General features: G+C 58.0%; 17 protein-coding genes and 1 pseudogene. 7 read left to right on the top strand and 11 right to left on the bottom strand.

Annotated elements, in window-relative coordinates:
• Positions 1 to 57: 57 nt before the first annotated feature.
• From qatD to BV82_RS17370, 7 genes and pseudogenes are all read right to left on the bottom strand, one after another.
• Positions 58 to 822 carry a Qat anti-phage system TatD family nuclease QatD gene (gene qatD, locus BV82_RS17400; protein ID WP_036996256.1) on the bottom strand — a complete coding sequence of 255 codons (765 nt, stop codon included), beginning with the start codon at positions 820 to 822 and terminating at the stop codon, positions 58 to 60.
• Positions 819 to 2,084: a Qat anti-phage system QueC-like protein QatC gene (gene qatC / locus BV82_RS17395; RefSeq protein ID WP_036996255.1), complete on the bottom strand. Its 1,266-nt coding sequence runs from the start codon at positions 2,082 to 2,084 to the stop codon at positions 819 to 821. Before qatC ends, qatD begins: the two co-directional genes overlap by 4 nt.
• A complete protein-coding gene (locus BV82_RS17390; RefSeq protein WP_200874281.1) occupies positions 2,081 to 2,521 on the bottom strand; it encodes a hypothetical protein in 441 nt (146 codons plus the stop codon). The genes qatC and BV82_RS17390 overlap by 4 nt, the downstream gene beginning before the upstream one ends.
• Before the next feature lie 392 nt (positions 2,522 to 2,913).
• The gene (locus BV82_RS17385) at positions 2,914 to 4,785 is read right to left on the bottom strand and encodes a KAP family P-loop NTPase fold protein (protein WP_036996252.1); all 1,872 of its coding nucleotides are present in this window, start codon (positions 4,783 to 4,785) and stop codon (positions 2,914 to 2,916) included.
• A gap of 457 nt (positions 4,786 to 5,242) precedes the next feature.
• Positions 5,243 to 6,499: an integrase domain-containing protein gene (locus BV82_RS17380; RefSeq protein WP_036996251.1), complete on the bottom strand. Its 1,257-nt coding sequence runs from the start codon at positions 6,497 to 6,499 to the stop codon at positions 5,243 to 5,245.
• 423 nt (positions 6,500 to 6,922) lie between these two features.
• Positions 6,923 to 7,825: an HNH endonuclease gene (locus BV82_RS17375; protein WP_036996250.1), complete on the bottom strand. Its 903-nt coding sequence runs from the start codon at positions 7,823 to 7,825 to the stop codon at positions 6,923 to 6,925.
• Positions 7,826 to 8,032: 207 nt separating this feature from the next.
• A pseudogene (locus BV82_RS17370) lies at positions 8,033 to 8,994 on the bottom strand (bifunctional GNAT family N-acetyltransferase/nucleoside diphosphate kinase regulator).
• Positions 8,995 to 9,421: 427 nt separating this feature from the next.
• Between BV82_RS17370 and BV82_RS17365 the strand changes: the two are divergent.
• Both BV82_RS17365 and BV82_RS17360 read left to right on the top strand, forming a co-directional pair.
• Complete coding sequence (locus BV82_RS17365) at positions 9,422 to 9,649, top strand: hypothetical protein (protein ID WP_036996248.1); 228 nt, start codon at positions 9,422 to 9,424, stop codon at positions 9,647 to 9,649.
• 81 nt (positions 9,650 to 9,730) lie between these two features.
• A complete protein-coding gene (locus BV82_RS17360) occupies positions 9,731 to 10,018 on the top strand; it encodes a DUF3077 domain-containing protein (protein ID WP_081839692.1) in 288 nt (95 codons plus the stop codon).
• Positions 10,019 to 10,079: 61 nt separating this feature from the next.
• Here BV82_RS17360 and BV82_RS17355 read toward each other — a convergent pair whose 3' ends face one another.
• Both BV82_RS17355 and BV82_RS17350 read right to left on the bottom strand, forming a co-directional pair.
• Positions 10,080 to 13,328, bottom strand: a complete 3,249-nt coding sequence (locus BV82_RS17355) for a DEAD/DEAH box helicase (protein ID WP_036996247.1) — start codon at positions 13,326 to 13,328, stop codon at positions 10,080 to 10,082.
• A gap of 104 nt (positions 13,329 to 13,432) precedes the next feature.
• Positions 13,433 to 14,773 (bottom strand): hypothetical protein, encoded by a 1,341-nt coding sequence (locus BV82_RS17350; RefSeq protein WP_200874280.1) that lies wholly within the window; start codon positions 14,771 to 14,773, stop codon positions 13,433 to 13,435.
• Positions 14,774 to 14,885: 112 nt separating this feature from the next.
• On the opposite strand from BV82_RS17350, the gene BV82_RS17345 reads away from it, so the two are divergent.
• The 4 genes from BV82_RS17345 (at position 14,886) to BV82_RS17330 (ending at position 18,162) form a co-directional block, all read left to right on the top strand.
• Positions 14,886 to 16,151: a phospholipase D-like domain-containing protein gene (locus tag BV82_RS17345; protein WP_036996246.1), complete on the top strand. Its 1,266-nt coding sequence runs from the start codon at positions 14,886 to 14,888 to the stop codon at positions 16,149 to 16,151.
• 187 nt (positions 16,152 to 16,338) lie between these two features.
• Positions 16,339 to 17,247 carry a hypothetical protein gene (locus BV82_RS17340; protein ID WP_010222393.1) on the top strand — a complete coding sequence of 303 codons (909 nt, stop codon included), beginning with the start codon at positions 16,339 to 16,341 and terminating at the stop codon, positions 17,245 to 17,247.
• A complete protein-coding gene (locus tag BV82_RS17335; protein ID WP_010222392.1) occupies positions 17,244 to 17,666 on the top strand; it encodes a hypothetical protein in 423 nt (140 codons plus the stop codon). Before BV82_RS17340 ends, BV82_RS17335 begins: the two co-directional genes overlap by 4 nt.
• Before the next feature lie 52 nt (positions 17,667 to 17,718).
• A complete protein-coding gene (locus BV82_RS17330) occupies positions 17,719 to 18,162 on the top strand; it encodes a hypothetical protein (protein ID WP_145997609.1) in 444 nt (147 codons plus the stop codon).
• 206 nt (positions 18,163 to 18,368) lie between these two features.
• Here the strand turns inward: BV82_RS17330 and BV82_RS17325 are convergent, their stop codons facing one another.
• Complete coding sequence (locus BV82_RS17325; RefSeq protein WP_010222389.1) at positions 18,369 to 19,706, bottom strand: ferredoxin reductase family protein; 1,338 nt, start codon at positions 19,704 to 19,706, stop codon at positions 18,369 to 18,371.
• A 242-nt stretch (positions 19,707 to 19,948) separates the two neighbouring features.
• On the opposite strand from BV82_RS17325, the gene BV82_RS17320 reads away from it, so the two are divergent.
• The gene (locus BV82_RS17320) at positions 19,949 to 20,281 is read left to right on the top strand and encodes a YdcA family protein (RefSeq protein ID WP_162835464.1); all 333 of its coding nucleotides are present in this window, start codon (positions 19,949 to 19,951) and stop codon (positions 20,279 to 20,281) included.
• 498 nt (positions 20,282 to 20,779) lie between these two features.
• Here BV82_RS17320 and BV82_RS17315 read toward each other — a convergent pair whose 3' ends face one another.
• A complete protein-coding gene (locus tag BV82_RS17315; RefSeq protein ID WP_036996245.1) occupies positions 20,780 to 22,201 on the bottom strand; it encodes an aminotransferase-like domain-containing protein in 1,422 nt (473 codons plus the stop codon).
• Positions 22,202 to 22,236: the final 35 nt, after the last annotated feature.

Raw genomic sequence — 22,236 nt, 5'->3', positions numbered from 1 at the left:
ATCACCTTAATACAGTGAAAGCTTGGGCCGGCTAGCTAGGCACCGAGCTATTTTGAGCTACTGGATGGGGATGTGTGCTGAAGCTTTGCAACCCATCTTGATAAGCAGAGCCTTGGCGTTACTCAACAACTGGTGCCGAACTTCTAGCGGTGGTAGTGCCCAAGCCTCGCTCAGCAGATTGACGGTAATGTCGAAATCCCAGGGCATCACCGGACTCCCTTTCAACTGCGCGAAAGGCCCATCGCTTTCAGGAAGGACCCTATCCTTCGGAAGCTTCTTGGCTAGCGCCTTCCCAGCCGTGGAATTGAAAGCTGCGGGGCCAATGCTAAACCAGCAGCCCTGTCCAGCAGCGGCCTTGAGCTCTGATGCCGTTCCGGTAAACCAGTGCAGCACCGGAATTCCGTGGTGAGGGAACTCACTGAGTACAGCCAACACATCTGGAACTGCTTGCCTAGAGTGGATGCTGAGTGCTCGTCCGCCCAGGTCATGGCATCGCTTTACCGCAGCAGCGAAGACTTGCTTCTGCTTTAGGTAGGTAGGAGCGTAACGCTTAGAACCATCCAAACCGATTTCACCGACAGCAATAGCGCCGTCAATTAGTTCTGTTAGGAGATCCAACTCCTGAAAGCGCTCACCGACGATCTCAGGGTGAAGGCCTGGGCTGATCAACATTGCTTCGTGATGGCCAAGCACCGAGCTCGTTGCTTGGAAAGCCTTCGGGCTTGTGGTTACCAGCCACGTGAATGCGTTGCGGCTCAGGGTCTCGGCATGTATGTTCCTAGCTTTCGGGTAGAGATCTACATGGCAATGGAAGTCGATCAAAGCAGTTGGTCCCGAACAAGAACAGCTTCCAGCTCAGCAAGCCCCTGCTGCAGGACTCGACGATAGCTTGGACGCTCCTCAATAGATGCAAAGGCCAGTGTGCCGCCCAGGAATCGATCCAACCCTCTCTGCTTGGCATCGAGCACAGCCAGAGCCACGGCCATGGGATCATCAGGGCCGCCTGACTTATCGCTACCTACTACTGACGGAAAGCGATAGTTGGTTTGATCGGTCCCCGGTCCCCATGCCAGGAAAGCTGCTCGACGGATCAGGCAAGGCACACAACGACCACAGTGCTGGCGATTATAAGTCCTGAAGCGCCCGCAGCTTGTGGAGTCCGAAGCCAGCTCTCTCAACCTATCCTGGTCGAGGCAGCTCCGCATCATCTCGCCTTTGGTTTGGAAACGATAAGGCAGTATCAACTCAACGGATATCCCTAGCTCATCAAGCACGCTTTGAAGCGTGCCGATGAAAAGCGGATGGGTCGTGCGTGTACTCAGACTCGAGACTCGACCAGGGACCAATGGAGGGTTGGTGCAGATAAACCCGTTTTCAGGAATATAGATTTGCGGCCTGGGCAGATTGATCTTCGTCGAGGCGAGCACGGCAAAAGCATAGAATGCCAAGGATCGAGCACGAGTCGAAGCCTCGCGTGCCCCTTTGAAGCTGATGCCATGGCTCCATTGGTAATGCGAACCAGCACCCGCAAGCAACCCTGCATAGTCCCGCTGCCGTGCTGAGTCCTTATGCGCAAGCTGCGAAACGAACAGAGGACGTCTTTGTTCCGCGGCCAAATTGATGCCGCCAATTAGACTATCGAGCCCACCTGATAGCAAAGACACACAGTCGTTCTGGAGATAGATACCATCGCCCTCAGGCGGCTCAACCCCTGCGTCGTTGAAAATTAGGGTCCAATAGTCGCCAGTTAAAACCTTGAGCATTTCCTCAAGGCGACGCTTGAGAGGAATCCACCGTAGCGGTTCGCAAAGCCCCACTGTGAGCTGGATCGTACGGGTCCATCCATCTGCACTGGTGCTTCGGGGGCTAGCAAGGTCAGCACTGCAGACAGCAAGACAGAATTGAACGAAGTCCCAAACTGCCGGCGATGGTCGGAACCCCGATCTCTTCAATGAGCCATGCCAACGGTTGGCAATTGCGCCGACGCCATTTCGATTGGCTCCCTTGAAATAGGAGAACACTCGCTCGTCTGCTTGCAGCTGCTGCGGGATCCTTTCCACTTTGGAGCACAGAACCTTGTTCATTCGGCAAACACCTGCAACGCGGATTGAAGGACTGACTGAGCCAAACTCTTAGGGTCTGCATACGAGGCTTTCTTCTCCTCCAGGACCACCCGTACCTCTGCCCAGACCCATTCCCTTATGTCTGCTCGGCGCTCTTGGATCTGAGCAGGGTCATGCTTGAGTTTTTCGTAGGTCTGCCCGAGCTGCATATCGATGCGCTGGCAGATTTGGATAGCGATTGTCAGCCCAATCACTTCGGCAATTTGTGCGTCCGTCAGATCAAAAATGTCTACATCCGGATGATTCTCGTAGAGCTTGGCCAGCGCCTCAGCGCCGGCGTCACGCAAAGACTCCTCGTCAATGCTGCCCGATCCGGAGATGACCTCTTTCAAAACCTCAAGCGCCAAGTCAGAAGCGGAGAGATTGGCCGATCGACACCGCGCGACCCAGTCCGTCACTTGCTGGTCGGTACCCTCGCGAGCAGCTACCAGAAACTGACCGAGAGCCCCAGCCCCCCTGGCTGTGCCACGCATGGTCGAAGCAGCGCGGCTTGCTCCTCCCATTCCTTTTGACACCATGCTCCGGGTCGCACCACGGAGATCGTCGCGGCTTCCGTTTCCAAGATATGAGCCCAATTGCGAGCGTGCAGGACCAAAGCGGCGATCCGGAGCGATAACGTTCTCGGGTGCCGCGGGTGCATCGCTGGCAGGAGCACCACCGGCTTCGTCCTGGTCAGAACTAGATTCGTCCCCACCACCTGAGCCGCTAGGTGCCGCTCCATTTGGAGTAAGCCATTCTGGGTCAAAAGGAGAGCCCGACCGACCGCCACTACTGGATGTTGAAGTACCCATCAGCGCTTCGCCTCCAGATTCACAATCGCATTCTTGGTTGCCTTAGTCAGTTCGTTAAGATCCTTCCAACGCTCCAAGACCTCGCGTGCCCAAGTTTGAGCGCCTAGGGTAGGAATGATGCCGGGTCCGACCTGTTTTAAAGGCGCTTGGTCCAACAAACTAGCCGCCTTTCTTCCGAGCTCGGGAAAGGCCTTGCAGCACTCGATGAGCATCAAGATTTCGTTGTTGCGCTTCCAAGAGCGTGTTGTGGCGCAGCTCTGCCATGCCTTAGTCATCGCCATCTCGGTCTGATCAGGTCCGACCTTGCTCATGAGATCCGTGAGAGATTGATGCGCGCTAGTTGCTGTCTTCAGAGCGTCACGAAGCTTTCTTGAATCGGGCGTCATGTTGTCATCGCCGAAATCACGAGTACCCGAGTCACGGCTCAGATGAAGCAGCGGACGTAGATCCTCAGTACCGAGTGCAGGTGGCAACTGGAGCCATTGCCGAGTGAAGGGGTTGTCTTTGAAGGGATCGGGCAATCCAGCTTGGCTAGCGGCCGCACCTTCTGCCTCAGCAAGGATCTGCACTCGACCGTCATTATCCGAATGCACCTGACCGGCTAGCGCCTCGGCTAGTGCTTCATCACAGCGCTCAAGAATGTGCCATTTCGCCAATGCTGCGATATCTAGCTTGATCCCCTGCGGCGCAGAAAGGGCCTCGCGCAGATAAACAGTGTTTAGGAAGCGTTTCATGAGCCGGGGGTTGGCATTGACTGCTGATGAGCCATGGAGAAGTGAAGCCAACCCCTCCGCAAGGTTCATCAAGCTCCGAAGCGCTTCATTTGCTCCGACCAGTTCGTAGAGAAACTCTTGGTTAATCGTCTCGCCTTTCCAACTGTTTCGCAGCCTTTTAGGAATGAGCTCGAGGGCGCTTTCGAATTGGCCGCGAGTGAGCGTACCAGCCTTGGCCTCTCGTTCGAGCAGGAGCAACACCAGATAAGCTTTCGCCTCATTTAAACCAAGTCGTGGAACGTGAAGCGGAACCTGGATGAGCTTGTCGAAATAGTTGGTGGCAACGTCGCTCGAAATTCCTGCTCCATCGAAATGGACTTTTACAGCTGCCTTGATGAAGTCGTTGTCGGCCGCTACGACGAATGCGCTACGGCGAATGAACAGCAGTAGGCGAATGGATTCGAGCGTTGAAATTGCGGTTTGTGGGAGGCATCGATCCAGGTCGTCGACGAAAATCACCAAGGTTATTTCGAGTTCGGCGAGAAGCTCCTCCAAAGTGTCTCGGAAGGCCTGGATGTGCGCCGGCATAGAGAACGGTTCGCTTGGCTTCAGCAAACCATTGGCCGCCGACGCGATGCCCTCAGCATCTACTGCTACCTCGCCTGGGTTTTCCGGAGAGGAGAAGAAGCCTGCGATAGCGTTAAGCGTTTTACCGAGAGCCCCGACCGGAATCCCAGTCGTCAATGTCAGCGCGGCCTCACCACTCAGCTGGGCAATCCTGAGTAGGTTGATGCGGCGCCATAGCTCAGTGACCTTATCAGCAATGGTCTGATTCTCTTTGGCAAGCCGAACAATCTCATCACCTACGATCTGAAGCAGAGCACTGCGAGCAGACTCGAAATCTTGGTACAGCCACGGATTGAAAGTGAGGACAACAAAGGTATTGCGTGGCTTGTCGCCCGCATCAACTGCAGCTTCGGCGGGGGCTTTCAGTCGTGCTGCAATCATCTTCACCAAAGACGACTTACCAGCTCCCCATCCACCGGAAACACCAATGGAAATTGGCTCTCCTTCGGCTCGCGTCAGCATGCTTGCGCATGCATCAGCCACTACGCCGAAATTCAGGTAATCAATCGCTGTCTCGTTGTCATGCCACATGGCTGAAAATCCATTTTCACGGTCTAGGGGATGCCGACAATCGCTACACTAGCCGGAGCAGTTGCAAATTGCCATCCTGCATTTTGGGGTATTTCCGCCAGAGTTGGCAGTTAGCCTTTGGCCTAACTCGAATGCTCCTTACGCCAGCCGAGCAAGGCTCGTGCGGGGGAGGGCCATTCATGGTGACATTGCATGAAATACATGCCCAGCATTACGAACGTCTTCAATTAGCCGATTCTGTTGAAAAAGTCGGTTTCTGAGAGCGCTGTTTTTCGACAGATCAACAAACGCTCGATTTCGGCGCGGCTACGTAAAAACTAAGACAGCTCCGCTTCTGAGCGAACTAGGTTTCAACGTCGCTCACGTTCTTCATAGGCAAAAAATCACGGCGGGACTTTTTCAACAGAATCGGCTGGTTGTTGCCTGTTGCTACTTTGCGGCGGTTGACACTAACTAATCAGCGTATCGGAACGACCTTTCTGTCCCGATTTTCCTTGATAGCAGACATCGAAAGGTTTCCGGTAGCTGCTTCCTGTATGTGCTCGCTCCACCAAGCCATCATTGGGCGTCTGCGCTCGATGTAGTCCGCCCGGTTGTAGGCGCTGCGGACCTCGTCCTTGTCGACGTGGGCAAGCGCCACCTCAATCAGTTCAGGATCCCAGCCATGCTCATTGAGAATGGTGCTGGCCATTGAGCGCATGCCATGGCTGACCAGGCGCCCTTCAAAACCCATGCGCTTCAGCGCCATGTTGGCGGTTTGGCTGTTGCAGTGGGTGCGAGGATTCCGGTCTGCGGGGAATACGTATTCACGATGTCCGCTGTATGGCTTGATTGCTTCCAGTAGCGCGAGAGCGTGTTCCGTGAGCGGGACGATATGTGTACGGCGTTTCTTCATGCGTTCAGCGGGAATCGTCCAGATCTTCTTCTCGATGTCGATGTCCTCCCAGCGGGTAGTCGCTGCCTCGGCTGGCCGGGTCATGGTGTGGAGCTGCCACTCGATCAGGCAACGAGTCGTTCTTTTGATGCTCGCATTGGCAATCGCCACCATGAGCTCTTTCAGCTCATCGGGAGGGAGCGCCGCCATATTCTTTTTCTTTGGCTTCTTGAAAACGGAACGGATCCCGCTGAGCGGGTTTGCGTGAATCAGTCCTGAATTGACCCCGTAGGTCATGATCTCATTGAGCCGCTGCGTCAGACGTTTAACGGTCTCAAGGCTGCCCTTGGTTTCGAGCGGCCGGAGCAGGTTGATGACCTGAGGTGCTGTGATGGCGGAGATCGGGGTGGTGCTGAGGTCCGGGAAGATATGCAGTGTCAGGGAACGCCAAATGTCCTCGGCGTATGCTGGCGTCACTGAGTCTTTTTTCAACTCATACCAAGCCGTCGCGATATTCTGGAAGGTGTGTTCGGTAGCGGCTTTTTTTGCCTGCCGATTAGCATTGCGCTGTTCCTTCGGATCAATCCCTTGAGCGACAAGCTCCCTAGCCTCAACGGTTCGCTTGCGTGCTTGGGCTAGGCTCACCTCGGGGAAGGTGCCTAGTCCCATGTTGATCCGTTTTTTGGTTATGGGATGGATATAGTTGAAATTCCACAGTTTTGAGCCATTGATTCTCACTCGCATTTGAAGGCCGTTGCCATCAGTCAGCGTGTAGTCCTTTTCCTTAGGTTTGGCGGCTTTGACTTTCAGGTCTGAAAGACGCGTGGCTTGGGCACCCATGGTGTATTCCAATGCTGTTTGTGTATTCCAAAAATTACCAGCTGGGATCTTGGAATACCACTTGGAATACACGTTTGCATGGATGTCTATAGACGCTGACGGATCTTGAGGGTGCTAAAAGCCCCGTATTTGCTGAGTTTCAGGCACAAAAAAAGACGCCCGTGGACGTCTTTAGATGTTGAAGTGGTGGAGCCGGGGGGATTTGAACCCCCGTCTCACCCTTGTTCAATATTGGTTTCCTCAGGGGCTGGTCGAGCACATTGAGTCCGAGATACTAAGCAAACCAACCATTGTCCCCTTGAAGCCTGAGGTTCTATGGTTGCAGATCTTTTGCCTTGTCAATTGATTTTGATTTCGGGCAAAAAGGACTGTGTAGATCAGAAAATCTATGGAGCGGAGTTTACTCGATCTGGAAAACGCCCCCTACGCAAAACTAAATCGCTTGCGGTGCTTCTCAAGGTAGTGGCGATTGCCCTCAGTCAAGGTGGGAATCGATGTGTATTGGTCCAGCCCTAGGATTTTGTGTTCCTCCGCTGTCAAATCGTCGCTGATCAGCAGTCGCCCATCCTCACCAAAAGAAATCAATCCACAGTCGAAGAGTCGATCAATGTGGGTGGCCAGCAACAACCCGTTGTCTGTATCCAGTCGGGCTTTGTTGTCGGCTAAGGCCCAAGCTTGAATGTGCGAGGCGACGAGGAGGTTGGGATTTTTTAGCCCGGTCAACGCACACTTTTTCTCCCAGCGTTTGAGCAGCCCTGTTCGAAACGCGCCTTGGCCAACTCGAGCCTTTACGAGCGCTTCTCGAGTCGTAACGGAAGGGCTTTTTCCTGGCGATCCGGCATCTACGAGCTGGTCTTCGTAGTCAGCAACAACCTCGGCTTGTTCCAACAAATACAGCGCAGCATCGGCAGGCAACTGCGCCATGTAGATCTGATTCACACTGCCTTTGTTGTTGAACAACGATGGCTCTGTGCGGGCATCGAATTGCGCCTGGTAGGTGGGTGCAATGTCGTCGCTGCGTAAGAGGTGCTTGAGGTCGGTGAGGGTGATATCGACTCGGTGCCCTTGGTTGCTCCACTCGTTGAACGAGCGAGTTGGAGGGCGTTCGGCTTGGTAGGCATCGCGCTCGGCTTTGGCAATCGCGCGTAGGTAGTTGTCGTGGTAACAGAAGATCAAGTCTCCGGCTTTAACCTTACCGACGTTGTCCCAGTGGCGACGGGTTTGCACCTTGCCGGATTGTGTACGCGAACTCAGCGGGGCCCAGAGAAAATTGCCGGCCCTGGCCTCCTTGTGCGTTGTACCTAGGTTCACCCAGAAAAATTGCATCTCGCGTCCTTACAGGTCTGGCATATCGCCAGCAACCATACCGCGAGATCCTACGAAAATGAAGGATTGGTCCTACTTGCTGTTACCAAATTGAGCGCAGGAAGGAGGTCCTCTGGCCAAGTCCTGACCTTGTCCACCCTGTCTGCATCAGGCACGGAAATCGTTGGGGATCTTCGTGCCTGATGGAGCACTTAGTTAAAGGCGCAATTACAGGTGGAAATCGCCCGCAGCCTCCGGCTGGTAAAGCACTTTCCTGATCCCGATCCGGCGGGTCCGGTCAGAAACTCGCCAGTCGATGGCGTCCCCCTCCTGATAGCCGAGGATGGCGGCGCCGATGTCGGAGCACACGGAGTACTTTCCGGCGCTGCTGTCCGCGTCTTCAGGGTAGACCAGGGCCACTTCGATCTCTTCGTCGTCCAGCTGCAGCAAGGCCCTGGAGTTCATCGTGACGACATTGCGCGCCACCTGCTGCGGCGTGACGACAATGGCTCGCTCAAGCTCATGTTCGAGTTCAACAACCGCCGGGCCTTGCTCGAGCGCGATCAGGCTCTCGAGCCTGGCCTTGTCGATTTCGGTGATGTAGATCTCAGTGGAGTCGGCAACGGCACCTTCGCGCAAGAACTGCAGATAGCGCGCCGCCGTCATGGAAAATGACTTCAATGTCGGCGTTTCGCTTTCAAGCAGAAAACCGCTGCGCACAAAGGCTTTCAGCGAGCGGGTGTTGTCGGGGTGGATCTTGGCGATGAGCTTCTCGGCGCGCATGTCGAGGAAGGCCAGTTTCATGCCTTCGCGGATTGTGCGCGCGCCGAGGTTTCGGCCCCATTTGTCGCTGTCTCCGATGACCAGGACGATCTCGCAGTTAGGGCCGGTCTTGATGAGACGGACAAAGCCCACCGGGGCATCATGCCGGTCGTAGGCCATGAAGAATCGGCCGCCCCGGTTGAATAGATGGGTCAGGATCGGCAATTGGGTCCGATCGATAACTTGCTCGATGGAGCGGGAGACATGACGCGAATCGCTCAAGTAGCAGGTAACGCGCTCATCTTCCAACCAATCCATGAGCGTTAGTGCGTGTGCCCGAGTAATTTCCGGGCACAGCGAAATGAAAGGCTTGTTCATCTTCACCACAGTTATTTGGAAGAATGAAAGCCCTTCATGGCTATGGCCATGACGGTTCTTTCGGCAACCGGCCATTTTATGGCAAAACGCTAGTAAATGGCGAACGGCCTGAGCACTCTGGCAGGCTTTTGCCGTTCTTTTCGATGACCTTGCCGATGAACATCCGCCCCTCAAATTCTTCAGAATTTCCTGATTCCCTGTAGTCCATTTCCCAATCATACTCCCACCGCCTTCAAGCCATTGCAGTGGTTCCTTCAGCGCTCTAGTCTCCGCCAGTCGTTGCTAATTCAACGACCGGTTTTGACAGACCGAATTCAAAGTGAATCCGCATGTGCACGCGTTATGGCGGCTGTACGTGGGGCACCTTCGTGTGCGCCGGGTTTTCCTTTGCTTTGCCGGTCTGTCAACCCACGTATGGCTGCCACCTTTTGTTTGACAGCAGATGTGTGGCGGCTCCCTAAAGCAAAGGAGTTCGCTATGTTAAAAATCGTCCCCGACCCACCCCATCACCCCAACCAATCCCTCGAAGACCTTCTCGTCCAGACCTCCGAATACCTGGTCTGCGCCTTGACCATCGCCCAGCAAACCGTCCTGCTCCATCCCAAACCTCCCGGCCAGGTCCTCACCTTGGCGACCATGCACGAAATCGAACACGCCCGCGCTCTGGTCGAAGTGGCCTTGAGCAAGGTGCAGTCACGCCACTGAGCTGCCAATAAGCGGGCGCCCGCGTTGCTGACGACACCGTTCAGCAACGCGGGCTAGCGATTTCAGCAGGGAGACCTATCAATGGATGAGGATTTGAATCCAGCTACCACCTCTAAGACAGCCGGCATCGCTTCCTTCGGTAACGGCGAAAGTGGACACTCCACACAAAGACTGTTCCGCGTCGAACCCGGCCACAGTGCGGCGTTCGCTCTGGAGCAGTCGGCCGTGCTGATGGGCTGCGTGCATCGCCTGACCTTGCAAGCCGGGATCGAGCATGACGCGGCGTTGGTCTGGGCGTCGCATTACCTCAGCGGCATGGCCAAGGCGTTGGTGGAGGATGTGGCGCACGGAATGGGCGCTGAGCAGTAGTCAGTGGCTCAACGCTGAAGCGCTCCAGCGTGGCACTCCACCACGCTGGCCCCCGCACTCATCAAACAGTCGTATTGCCCGCCGGACTCAGCACCACCTGCTGCTGCGTCGGTAACAGCTGCATCACCTCGCAGAACAACGAGCGGCCTTGCCAGTCGTTGCGATCACCAATCACATATAGGCGCCGCTTGGCGCGGGTAGCGGCGACATTCAACAGGTTCGGCTCGGACACGGCCCAGTCGCGGGCGCCAGGGCTTTCGGTGTTGCCGCCCAGCACCAGGATGATCACCGCGGCTTCCTTGCCTTGCATGGTGTGGATGGTGCCGAAGACGATTTTGCGTGGCAAAAAGCTGCTCAGCCGTTGGCGCACATCCTGGAAGGGGGTGATCACGGCGATGCTGTCTTCAGGTACACCATCGGCCTTGAGGCTGGCCAACAGCTGTTTGAGGGCGATGCCTTCGTTGCGTACCCAGTTGCCGGAGGAGGGGCCGCTGGCCTGAATCCAGCCGGTCAACAGGCTGGCGCGGGTTTCTTTTTCTGCCGAGGGGGCGAGGGTGCCGTAGACCATGGCGTTGTCGTAGGCGATGCGGTTGGCCAGGGTGAACATCGGCCGGTCACAGCGACGATGCACCACCAGCGGCAAACCCACCCAGCACTTCTGGCCACGCGGGCCGGCCATTTTGCCCCAGTGGGTGGCTTGGTCTGCCAAGGTTTGTGCGGACTGGCGGTTGGGCAGCCAATGGGCATCGACCTGGTAGCGACAACGCATGTGTTCCAGCACCGCGTCGGAGACGGTGACAATCGGTTTGAGCTGCAGCGGATCGCCCACCAGCACGGCCCGGCGTGCGCGCCACAAGGCGCCGACGGCGGCTTGCGGAGTGGCCTGGCCGGCTTCGTCGACCAGCAACCAGCCGATCTCGCCGCAACCGAGGCTGCCGAACGAGCGGGCAAAGGATGCGAAGGTGCTGCTGAGCACCGGGACGGCCATGAACAACGAAGCCCAGGCTGAACGCACGAGCTCGCGCGACACGCCCTGGTAGCGCCCGCCGGTGAGTACGCTGGTGATGAAGTACAGGTTGGCGGTCAGGCGTTTGGCTTCGATCTGGAAGAAGGTGCGGTGCAGGCTCAGGGCTTCGATGAACACCTTGGCGCGGGCTTGGCGCCAGTTTTCAAGGACCCAGGGCTCAAGCAGCTCGATGACGTCACCGCGGCCGATCTCGCCGGTGTCCAGCCAGGCCAACAGGTGCGCGGCCTGGCCTTCCTCGGCGAGGCGTCGGGCGTTGTCAATCTGCAAGGTGGCGTGCTGGTAGAGGGCGGCAAGCGCTTGCTCGTCGCTTGCCAGTTGCTTGTTCACTTCCATCACCTGTGCAACCAGGCGCTGCACCTGACGCTGGGCAGTGTCAAACGCGTCCTTGGCCAGGGCATGGCTGGCGTCGAGCAAGCGCTGCTGCGCCGACCAGGCGCGGTGGGACGCCCAGCAACTGCACAGGTTGGCCCAGAAGCCGGGCTTGGTTTTCAGGTGGGCTTGCAGGGCCTGGAGCTGGGTTTCGAGTGTGCTCCGTGCAGGCGTCAGGGTCTTGGTTTCCTGGGCACTTTGTTCGCTTTCCAGGCCTTGGCGTTTGGCCAAGTGGTCCAGACGTTGCTGTTCCTTCTCGGCGATTCGGGTTTTGGCGCTGATCACTGCCTTGATCAGGTCGATGATCGCGCAGGCGCGGGCTCGCAGCGCTTGCTCGTTGCGCTTGGCTTCGTTGTACTGCTGCACGGCGGCCTGCCAGGTGCTTGGGCGTTCCTCGGGCGATACTGCGGCGCTCATCAACCAGCCAAGGAAGCCCTTTGGCCGTTGCGCCGGTTCTGCAGCATCGACCACAGGCGCTTCGTTGGCCTGTTCGTGCTCAGTGTTGTCAAGGTCTTCGTCCTGGGCCAGGGCATCGAGCTCTTCAAGGTCAACCTGGGCTGCGGCGTCTGCCATGGGCTTTGTCGGTTTGGTCGGCTGCTCACCATAAAAGAAGCGTTTGACGAACTGGGTGCGTTTGGCTTTGCTGCCCAGCGCGGCAGAAATCATGCCCCATGCCGGCTTGCCACTGGTGAGCTCACCGAGGTGACTGAAGTACTCCGCTTCGGGCAGCCACGAGGGGTCGATCTTGTCGCGTTGCGGCAGCTCCAAGGTGACATTCTCGACTGCACCGTTGTTGGAGGAGGCCACCACCATTTCGAAGCCGAACAACTCAGGCACCAGCCGGTAGGCTGCACGCTCGCGGCCACTGTCATTGGCCGTTTCGCGACCGTCCTTGACGAAGGCATCAGAGGCCCGGTTGAACGACGCCAGTACATCGGCGCGCTGAGTCACCACGGCGGCAATCAGGTCGCGCAGCAGGGTAGTTTTGCCGGTGCCAGGCGGGCCATTGACGCCCAGTACGCCGGAGGCGTCAGACAGTGTCTGCAAGATGCTGTTGACCGCCACCTGTTGCGAGTGCACCAGACCCAGGTGCCGTTCCGCGGGCCAGCAGCCGGGGGCGTAGCGGGAAGGGGACAGGCGATCAATCAGCGCCAGGGAGGCTTGTGGAGTATCCAGGTGCAGGCGGTTACCGGCGTCATGTTGCTGAAGGTAGTGCGCCAACGGTTGGCTGATCGTGCCCCGGGCTACTGCCTCGGCCACATCGGCCAGGTCGCCCAGCAGGAAACTGTTGAGCGGATCGTCCTCCTGCTCGGGTTTCTTCGGGTCGATGGGGGCCGAGCGAAACCGGTGGCGTCGTTGGTTCAGGTCACCGAAAAAGCCATCGAGGCCGAGACTTTGGCGTATATAGTCAGTCATCCGCTCAAGGCTGTCGGCCGTTACCACGCCACCCAACAGCATATTGGCCTGCTCACGGGCGCGGTCCTGGGCGTCGTCGAAACCACGGGTCCAGTCTTCACCGGCGATGGCGCACCCCACGAACCAGGCCTCGCTGGAGAGCACCAGGCTGTCGGCAATCATTACCCCGTCGGCACTGAACTTCAGCGCAAACAGAGCCGATTCGCGGCGCTGCGGCTCCTTGTAACCCTGGTCGGCACCGTAGAGCGCTTCCAATTGCTTGGCGACATCGAGGTTGTCGTACAGGTGAGCATAGAGGGTGTGGCTCCAGACGCGTTTTTTCGGCAGCGTCTGCGTGCTCAATACACTGGCCGGCATCCAGGGCAGTACCCGGGCCGTGGCGGGGATGTCGTGGTAATAAGGCTGATAGTCGTCGTCGCGCTTTTTCAGCTTCGGGACCGATTGCGGTTGCAGCAGTTCAACCGCATGCCAGTACCGCACAATGCTTTGCTGGTTCATCAACGTCCTTGAGAGCAATAGCTGCTCGATTGTCCTGGCTGCCAATAGCATGGGCAGCGGGGTCACCGGCCATGTGGGGCCGGTCACCGTTGCATATCGTGAGGTCAGTCCTGCGCTTGGTCTTCAAGCAGGCGCAGCAACAGCGGCGCGATATCCAGGGTGCCTTTATCGTTAGCTTCCAGCAACTCCAGGTTCAGCAGCCAGTGCTTTTTCCCACGGCTCACTAGCTGAATCACCCCGAGGTCCTCAAGGATGGCAGCCAGGCGGCTCGACTCCGGCACCCGCTGTTGCCGGTTGATTGCATGGTAGTAAGCGGTACCGATACCTTCTTCGCTGGTGCCGGCCGGCACACCGTCGGCACTGTTGGCCAGGGGGAACTTCCCGCGGCCGAACTGCCGCCACAGGTAGTTGAGGGTATCGTTGACCACCTGCAGCGGGTAGCGGGTGATGCTCTTGCCGTGGGTCTCGAAGCCCTGACCGGTCACGCGGTAGTGAAAAGGCTTGCGATGGCTGGGCGTCCAGCATTCGACCCATCCCGCTGTTGGCGCGGGCATCGCGCTTTGGCTGGCCTCTGTCTCCATAGCGGTCGCAGCGCCGCCGCCCAGGTCATAGCCAATCATGAACAATGCCGCTTCCAAACGCCGCAACGGGCTGCCACCCGAATCGTCGTGCTTGTTGAAGCCGCTGTCCTTGGCATTGGCGTGGGCGAGTACGGCGGCCAGTATCCGGCTGGCCTGAATGTTCCACTGCGCATGCACCGTACCGGGCTGCAATGATGGGAACCGCAAGTTGCCTTGGGACGGATCGCGCTGCTTGGATATGCCCTTGGTCGGCCTGGCCGCAGCCCAGGGGAAGGCCAGCTCAGGCGGCACCTGGGTAAGTTTGGGGTTCGCCTGCTGGCAGAACTTCACCACTGCCCAACCCAGCGCGGCTGCAACGCGGCTGTCGTAGATCACCAGTTGCTTGCAGATCAGCGAGTAGACCTTGGTCATGCCGGCATTGAAGCGCAGCTCGGGGTCAACCAGTACCGAGTGATTCAATTCACCGCTGTCGATCGCGTCGCGGGTGCTGATCAGTAGGTTGGCCAGGCCGTCGCAGTTGTTGGTCAGCCAGCTGACGTTACCGTTCTGTACGCCACCCCAGATCATCACATCGATGGCTGCGCGGCTGGCGGCCTGGTCTTCGGGCGCGGGCGCGAGGGCGCGTTGCAGTTGCTGCTGGAGCGCCGCCAGCGCGCGGGTGTTGCTGGTGATGTTGCTGCCCTTGTCGACGTCCAGGTGCTCTATTGCCGGGTGCGGCCAGTGGTATTTTTCATACGCATTGAACAGGCTGCTGCAGTGCCAGGGCTTGTCACTCATGCGGTTCTGGTACTGATGGGCGAAGGTGGCGCTGTCCAGGTTGGCGCTCATCCATGCAATGAAGGCATTGAGCAGGGGCTGGGCCATGGCGGTTTCCTTGTAGGGCGGCTTGGGCGTGCTGGGGGCGGGATTTTGGGCTAATCGTCAAGTAGTGGCAATGTAGTACTATCGGCAAAGGTTCGAACAAGGATGCCGACGATTGAAGTTCACTAGCAATATCGTGCCGCTGATAAAAACGCAGCTGCAAAACGACAAGGTAGATCTGAAGATTTTCTCGCCCTATCTGACCGGTTCGGCAGCGCTGGAGATTGCCCAACTGGGTAAAAGTGCCAAGGTCTATACGCTGGTCAATGTGCAGGTGCTTGCGTCGGGTGCCTCCAGTTACAGTGCCATCAAAGCCCTCCTGAAGAAAAAGATCCCGGTTTACTACCTGCCCAATCTTCACGCGAAGATGGTCGTCGCCAAGGACCGCTTTGTGACCTTGGGCAGCCAGAATTTTACCGAGCGGGGTGCGAGTGCGAATTTTGAAGCCAACGTTCGCGTTCGCGGGGTCAGCAAGGGCGTTGAGGCGCTGGTGGCGAAGATGGAGCGTAAGGCCACCTTGTTGACACCGGGCTTTCTGGAGTCGGTTAACAATGCTGCGCAGGCGCTGGCTGGCAAATATGATGCGTTGCGCAAGCAGGCCGAAGAACTGGATCGCGACTTGATTGCTGCCGAGAAATCGCGCGCAAGTGCGCAACGCGGCGAGCGGGCAATCGATGCCGAGGTTCGCTCGGAGTTGGCCAAGCGGCCGCAGTCCAATCCCAGAAAGTGCACCATCGTTTCTCGCTACGATGAAAAAAACGCCAAGCTTCAACATTCGTTAAAAGGCGAAGAGCTGTTGACCTGGTCCGTCGGCAAGGCACCCCACGAGTTCAAGCCTCAGCACCGCTATTTGTGCATATCCGGTGCCGGGAAGCTCGGCTGGGTCAGGGTGAACAGAACGGTGTACTCGTTCATCGAAAACCAGATCGATATGGAACGAGGCGAAATCAGAGGCCAGGTGCACTGGGAGGTTGGCGTTGATGCAACCGAGCAGGCGTGCAAGGCGAGGAGGGGCGGGTACAACTTGCGCGTGGCGGTTGCTGACCACCAGGGTAAGGAGCTGTGCCATGTGTTCATGCGCTACAACACCGAAGACCTTGATATCGATCCTGCCGTCTTGCTCAGAAGCACAGGCACGCCCAAAGCGCCGATTGCCGAGCGACGCAAGGCAGCCGAATGGATCAACGCCAATACCGAGAGCTTCAAGGAAGATATCAAGCGGATTATCACGACACCGTTCAAGTTCCAGGAAAAACTGACCGGCGATCGAGCGGACAAGTTCTTCGGCGGTGATGGAACTTCGCACCTGCTCTGCCTGGTCGAACTGAGCTCAAACGTAGCGTTGCGGGTGATTGACCCGGTGGAAACAACGGCGGGGTAATACGTCTACAAGAGCCTCAATGGTTTCTTCCTACAAGGCATTGTTTTTATTCTTGTTTTGAGTGTGTAGGACGACATACCCGGCAAAAATACGCTTCTGAAACGTTGATTTTTAGCTGCTAAAACTAGGCCGCTCAAGCGCCTGCAACCTTCGGGTTTGCGGGCGCTTTCACGTTTCAGGAGACCCCATGAACGACTCAAGGATGAGCGGGCTTGGCGCGAGCCCGTCGCAGTACTTTGCGCGCCAGCGGATTGAAAGCCTGGTCAATGTGCCGAGGTTGTTCGCAGCGATTGACGCCGACCCCGGGATTGTCGGGGCAGGGGTGGTGTACATCGATGCGGACTACAACGTGGTGACGTTGCGGGCGTTTCGGCCGATTTGTAGTGTGTTGACTAAGCGGGTGGTGCTGCGGGAGGTGAAAAGGTATTTAGCTCCTGCGCAGTACTTGGAGCAGATCAGCAGCGATCCACGAGAGTCTCAAGTTTTCGAGAGGCTATTGGGTACTGCCGCAACCTGCGTGAGTACATACATCGGTTGGCGGGTGCTGTACAACGGTTCCATTGCTGTTGCTTTCGGAGGGCCGGTTGGCGTGGCGATTTCGGTTGTGAGCACAGCGGCCGCTTTGGCAGGAATTGGGCTATGTGTTATTGGGGGGATTAGAACCACCATTGAAGCTGCCAAGCCTGAGCTGAATGATTTCCTAGACGATATGGTCGCCATGCGTTTAATTGAGTCGTCGCTTGAAACCATTTCGTTAATGGGGTTGGCAACTTCTTCTATGAGCATTTTTCGGCTTTTGCAGGTTCGTAAGATGGCTACGGGTAGAGGTTGGTTCGATCTGTTCAGAGAACTGAGTCGTCAACAGCGAAAGAGTTTGACGGCAGAATTGCTATCGATAAAACACCCTTCGTTAACTGCTAAGCAGATCAGGTTGCAGCAGCGATTAGGCAATCTACCTAAGCGATATACACCGACACAGATCAAGCATTCCACCACCACTTTGATTAAGGATGCATTGGGTGTGGCATTGGGGATCGGTAGCAGCGCTAACGTCCAGACAATTGTCTTGGGGCTTTATGAGGAAGTAGACGAATGATGCTCGTTCCTGCAGTCGTCGAACGGATGAAGCGATATTTTTCGTGCTTTGCAAACGGATTCTTTCTTGCACTGTTTTCGATGATTTTTGCGTCGGTGCATGTTCTAGGTGTTTATCTGCATGACGTTGAACAGGTAATGCTGGCGGTACTTGGGGCTTCGTTTGTATTGTTCCTAGCGCACATCTTGTTACTGAGAGGTTTTGTCAACGCTGTCTGGACCACAGTTGCGCTTGTCGTGACTAGCCTTCTGGCAACGTTTGCTACATACGGGGCATCGACTAACCGTGTGTTTTTCGCAGTGTCGTTGATCACCGCATTGTTTGCCCTGCTCACGATCAACAGCCGCCGTTACCGGATGATGTGCAAACGTCTGGTGGTGATACGTAAGCAACGTAAAAAGTGGAGAGTCCGAAGATGAAGGTTCTACTCGCTTCATCGGTTTCGGCTCGTATACTCCAAGGGCATGTTAAATGAATCCCTTCTTCCGCGTTCGTACCTTTACACGACGCTATTTCCCGCGACTGATAGCCGTAATCTTGCTGACCACCGCTTCCTTTTCGTTTGCCACTTTGAGTGTAATGTATAGTTTTTTCCATAATCACCCCTATGAAAATGAATACGCTGTCGGCTCGGTAGTGACTGCCGCATTTTTGCTTTCCTTTGGCAGCTACATCCTTATCCGGGGGCGGGTATGGGGAGTCTGGGTGATCGTCGGGCTTCTATTGGCTTGTCTTCTCGCCGTGATTTCAACTGTCGAGAGAACGCCTCATAAGCTGTTTTCCGTCTTTTCTCTATTGGTTCCGCTGTCGGCGCTGCTCGTGATCAACAGCCGAAGATTTCGCCAGATGTGCAAACGTGTGGTGGTCATACGCAAGATGCGGAATCGATGTGTGGCGGGCGGTGGTAACGAATGAATGACGCGGCAAGTTTTGCTGGCCGCATCGCGGGGCAAGCCCGCTCCCACACGGTTCGGCGATGCTGCTGCCGACGCTGACCGGTACGCGGGTGTACATCGGTATCAGCGAGGTGACCTTCCGCCGGGTGGTGTTGACCCTGTCCGGGGTGGCGATGCTGGTGGCGGCAGCAGCCCGGGCTGCTGGCGCGCCACTTGCTCTGATCGTCAGCGCATCTGGAACAGCTCTTGATGGAAGTCGTTCGGCTTCAGCCCATGGGCCACCAGGTCTTCGCGCAGGGACTGCCCCAGGTCCGCTGGCCCGCAGTACCAGATACTCGCTTCCTGCCAATCGGCAATTTCCTTGCGCAGGCGTTCGCCGCTCAGCCGGCCATCCTGGCCAGACACCAATAGATGCAAGCGCACGCCCGCAGCCGCCACGTCGGCCCGCAAGTTATCAATGACGTCGGGCGAATACACGCTGCAGGGATGGAACAGGTCAATACGGTGTTGCCGGTCAGGCTCCAGCGCCAGCTGCTTTAACCGGGCCACAAAGGGCGTGATGCCAATGCCGGCACCGATCCAGATCTGCCGCGGCTTTTGGTCTTCGAAGGTGAAGCAACCGTAAGGGCCTTCTATCGTCACTCGGTCGCCTTCTTTCAGGCGCGTTGGCAGTCGGCGGGTGTGATCGCCCAGCCCTTTGGTGATAAAGCGCAGCTGCGCGGCCTGCGGTTCCCAGGCAGAGGCGATGGTGTAAGGGTGCGGCCCCTCGGACTCCGATGAGGTCACGAAGGCGAACTGTCCGGCCTGGTGCCCGGGCCAGCCCCCTTGCAGGGCGATATGGGTTTCCAGCAGGTTCGCCTCTGGGTAGTGGATCAGGGTCCGGATTTGGCCCTGGACCTTGCGCTGCTTGCCGATGCGCTTGAACAACGCCTGCAACGCCGCCAGCGTGCCGCCGATCAGCAGCAGGGCGGTAACGATGCCGATAGGTTGCAGCCAGTACTCGAACTTGAGCAGCACCACGGTGTGGAACACCAGCACCAGATAGAGTGCCGCCAGAACAGTGTGGGTCTTGGCAAACCAGTGGTACGGGAAACGCTTGATCAGGGCCAGTATGATCAGCACCCCGATGACGTAGAACGTCCATTCCCCAAGGGTTTCGGCCAGGCCGCGCTGGCTGCGCAGCGCCTGCTCGATTGCGCCCAGTTCTGGCGCCACACCGCCGCCCTTGGCCGGCTTGGTCAGCCAGCCCCAGCCGACGGCCCACTTGGTGCCCTTGGCCCAGACCCAGTGCACGCTACCGAACACCAGGGCGCTGATGCCGAGCCATTTGTGCAGGCGATACATCTTGTCCAGCCCGCCAAGCAGGGGCTCCGGACGGCGCGGGCGCACGGCGAGCATTATTGCCACGCTCATGGCCGCTATCGCGATCACGCCGGTGTATTGCACCAGTACAGTACGCAGCGAGAAATAGCTCAGTGGGGTCGGCAGGAAGGTATCTGCCAGCGCCCATAGCACGGTTAACCCTATGAACAACGACCACAACGCTATCTTGATGCGCTTCAACTTGGCTCTCCACTGTGAATCCTGGAGACATTCTCAGCCTTCAGCGGGCAGGGTAGGGATGAACGTTCTGGTTAACCGGTTAAATGTTGATGCAGATCAACTGGTTGGGGAGTTAACGACAGGCTTGGTCAAGAACGTTACTCATTACGCCCTCGGCGAAGGTGCAGGGCACCCGTCGCCGGTGCTTTGCTGCGCCAAGGCAAGACTGATAGCATTCGGCCACTTTCTGCGGAGGCGGTGCTGTGGCGCGTTCTATTTCCGGGCGGTTGGGATTGGCCCTGGTACTGGTGTTGGCGGCGTCCACAGCGTTGGCGGCCAATACGCCGTGCTCCGGGCGCAAGGGTGGGATTGCCGGCTGTGATGGCGACCTGTTTTTGTGCAATGACGGGTCGATCAGTGGTTCGAAGAAGAGCTGTACCGCGTACATGGGCGGCAGCGCCGCGCGGCCTTCGCTGCAGCCGCTGCGCGGGGCGAGCGAGGGCTGTGGTTGTGGCTCCGGGTTGTTTTGTACCGGGCCGCGGGGTGGGGTTTATTGCCTGACGCCCAGTGGCAAAAAGAGTTATCGGCGGCGGTGAGGGTGGTTGCATAGGTCGGGATTTTGGCTGGCTGTACCGGCCTCATCGCGGGTCAAGCCCGCTCCCACAGGTCGTATGCCAATCTTGGAAGTTGTGGGAGCGGGATTCAGGCAACGCTGAATGCGCTGGCTGTACTGGCCTCATCGCTGGCAAGCCAGCTCCCACAGGTCATGCATCAACCGAGAGGGCGCCGTCGTACTTGTGGGAGCTGGACTTGCCAGCGATCGAGCGCGCAGCGGTCGTAATTCAGGCGGCGCCGAATGTGCTGGCTGAACTGGCCCAGCTCCCACAGGTCATTCGTCAACCGTGAGGGCGCCGTCGTACTTGTGGGAGCTGGACTTGCCAGCGATCGAGCGCGCAGCGGTCGTAACTCAGGCGGCGCCGAATGTGCTGGCTGTACTGGCCCAGCTCCCACAGGTCATTCGTCAACCGTGAGGGCGCTGGCGTACTGGTGGGAGCTGGACTTGCCAGCGATCGAGCGCAAAGCGGTCGCAGGCGCTATTGCCCCCGCCGCCCATGCTTGACCAGCAACTTCTCCAGCTTCTCCCACAACGCCGCCTCGGTACTGAACGCGACGTTGAAGCGCATCCACCCGGTCGCCTGTGAGTCGACCATGAACAACTGCCCTGGGCCGAGCATGATGCCTTGCGCCAGCGCGTCATCGACCAGCGCCGCGCTGTCGGCGATGGCCGGGTGGCGGGTCCACAGGTACATGCCTTCGTCGCCTTCGATAAAACGCTCGAAACCCAGCCGGGTGAGGTGTTCGCTGACCTGCTGCTGCGCCTCGGCCAGGCGCTGGCGCAGGCGCTTGAGGTGCTTGCGCCAGCGTCCGTCGGTGATGGCGGCGTACACCACCCGTTCCATCACCTGCGAGGTGGTCAGGCCGGAGCGCATTTTCAGTTGCAGCAGTTGCTGCATCAATGCCGGGTTGGCCAGCATGAAGCCGACCCGCACGTTCGGCGAGATGCTCTTCGAGTAGCTGCCGACGTACACCACCTGCTGCAAATGATCGAGGCTGGTCAGGCACGGCAGCGGCTCGTTGATCATGTCGGCGTAGAGGTTGTTCTCCACCAGGCGAAAGCCGTGGCGCGCCGCCAGTTGCAGCAGGCGGTGCAGTTGCGCCAGCGGCGTGCGCGAGGCGGTCGGGCTGTGCAGGTGCGGCTGGGTGAAGAACACCGTCGGGCGGTGGTGTTCGAGCAGGCGCTCCAGGTGGTCGAGGTCGTAGCCATTCGGGGTGCGCGGCACGCCCAGCAAGGTGGCGCCCTGAAAGCGCAGGATGCTCATCAGGTTGGGGTAGCCGGGGTCGTCCACCAGCACCACGTCGCCGGGGCGCACCAGGGTACGCACGGCCAGGTCCAGGGCCTGGCTGGCGCCGTGGGTGAGCATCAGCTGGTTGGGGTTGGCGACGATGCGCAGGTCCTGCTGCAGGTTCTGCGCGGTCAGGGTGCGCAGCTCCAGCAGGCCCATGGGGTCGCCGTAACCGCTCAGTTCCAGCACGCTGCTGGCGACCTGGCGCATGCCCCGGCGCAGGCCGTCTTCGAACATCCAGTCGTTGGGCAACCAGCCGCAACCGGGCTTGAACTCAAGCTGACGGCTTTCGAAGATCTGCTGCAGGTACCACTCGGAGTTGAATTCCGGCTTGCCCGGCGCCGGTTCCTTGGTCTGGTTTTCGATCAGCCCCACGGCCGCACGGTTGACAAAGAACCCGGCATTGCCACGGCTGACCAGCAAACCCTGGGCGACCAGGCGGTCGTAGGCCTCGACCACGGTGAAGGTGCTGACCGAGTAGGTGGCGGCGAAGGCGCGGATCGACGGTACCTTGGCGCCGGGTTTGAGGGTCTGGTTCTCGATCAACTCACGCAGCCCGTTGATGATCTGGTTGACCAGCGGGGGCGATGCGTCGGCTCGTAATTCAAGCATGGGGAAGCTGTGCCTTCAGGTGTGCGTAACGCCGG

The organism is Pseudomonas donghuensis, from assembly GCF_000696345.2.
In the GTDB taxonomy this organism is placed as follows: Bacteria; Pseudomonadota; Gammaproteobacteria; order Pseudomonadales; family Pseudomonadaceae; genus Aquipseudomonas; species Aquipseudomonas donghuensis.
Note: the sequence above shows the minus strand (reverse complement) of the source record. Positions and strands in the feature narration are given on the sequence as shown.

Excerpts from the sequence above, each read along its gene's own strand:
- BV82_RS17375 (WP_036996250.1), bottom strand. The coding sequence starts at position 7,825 with ATGCAATTTTTCTGGGTGAACCTAGGTACAACGCACAAGGAGGCCAGG.
- BV82_RS17330 (WP_145997609.1), top strand. The coding sequence starts at position 17,719 with ATGAATCCCTTCTTCCGCGTTCGTACCTTTACACGACGCTATTTCCCG.
- BV82_RS17360 (WP_081839692.1), top strand. The coding sequence starts at position 9,731 with ATGGATGAGGATTTGAATCCAGCTACCACCTCTAAGACAGCCGGCATC.
- BV82_RS17380 (WP_036996251.1), bottom strand. The coding sequence starts at position 6,499 with ATGGGTGCCCAAGCCACGCGTCTTTCAGACCTGAAAGTCAAAGCCGCC.
- BV82_RS17335 (WP_010222392.1), top strand. The coding sequence starts at position 17,244 with ATGATGCTCGTTCCTGCAGTCGTCGAACGGATGAAGCGATATTTTTCG.
- BV82_RS17385 (WP_036996252.1), bottom strand. The coding sequence starts at position 4,785 with ATGTGGCATGACAACGAGACAGCGATTGATTACCTGAATTTCGGCGTA.
- BV82_RS17340 (WP_010222393.1), top strand. The coding sequence starts at position 16,339 with ATGAACGACTCAAGGATGAGCGGGCTTGGCGCGAGCCCGTCGCAGTAC.
- BV82_RS17315 (WP_036996245.1), bottom strand. The coding sequence starts at position 22,201 with ATGCTTGAATTACGAGCCGACGCATCGCCCCCGCTGGTCAACCAGATC.
- BV82_RS17350 (WP_200874280.1), bottom strand. The coding sequence starts at position 14,773 with ATGGCCCAGCCCCTGCTCAATGCCTTCATTGCATGGATGAGCGCCAAC.
- qatC (WP_036996255.1), bottom strand. The coding sequence starts at position 2,084 with ATGAACAAGGTTCTGTGCTCCAAAGTGGAAAGGATCCCGCAGCAGCTG.
- BV82_RS17355 (WP_036996247.1), bottom strand. The coding sequence starts at position 13,328 with ATGAACCAGCAAAGCATTGTGCGGTACTGGCATGCGGTTGAACTGCTG.
- BV82_RS17365 (WP_036996248.1), top strand. The coding sequence starts at position 9,422 with ATGTTAAAAATCGTCCCCGACCCACCCCATCACCCCAACCAATCCCTC.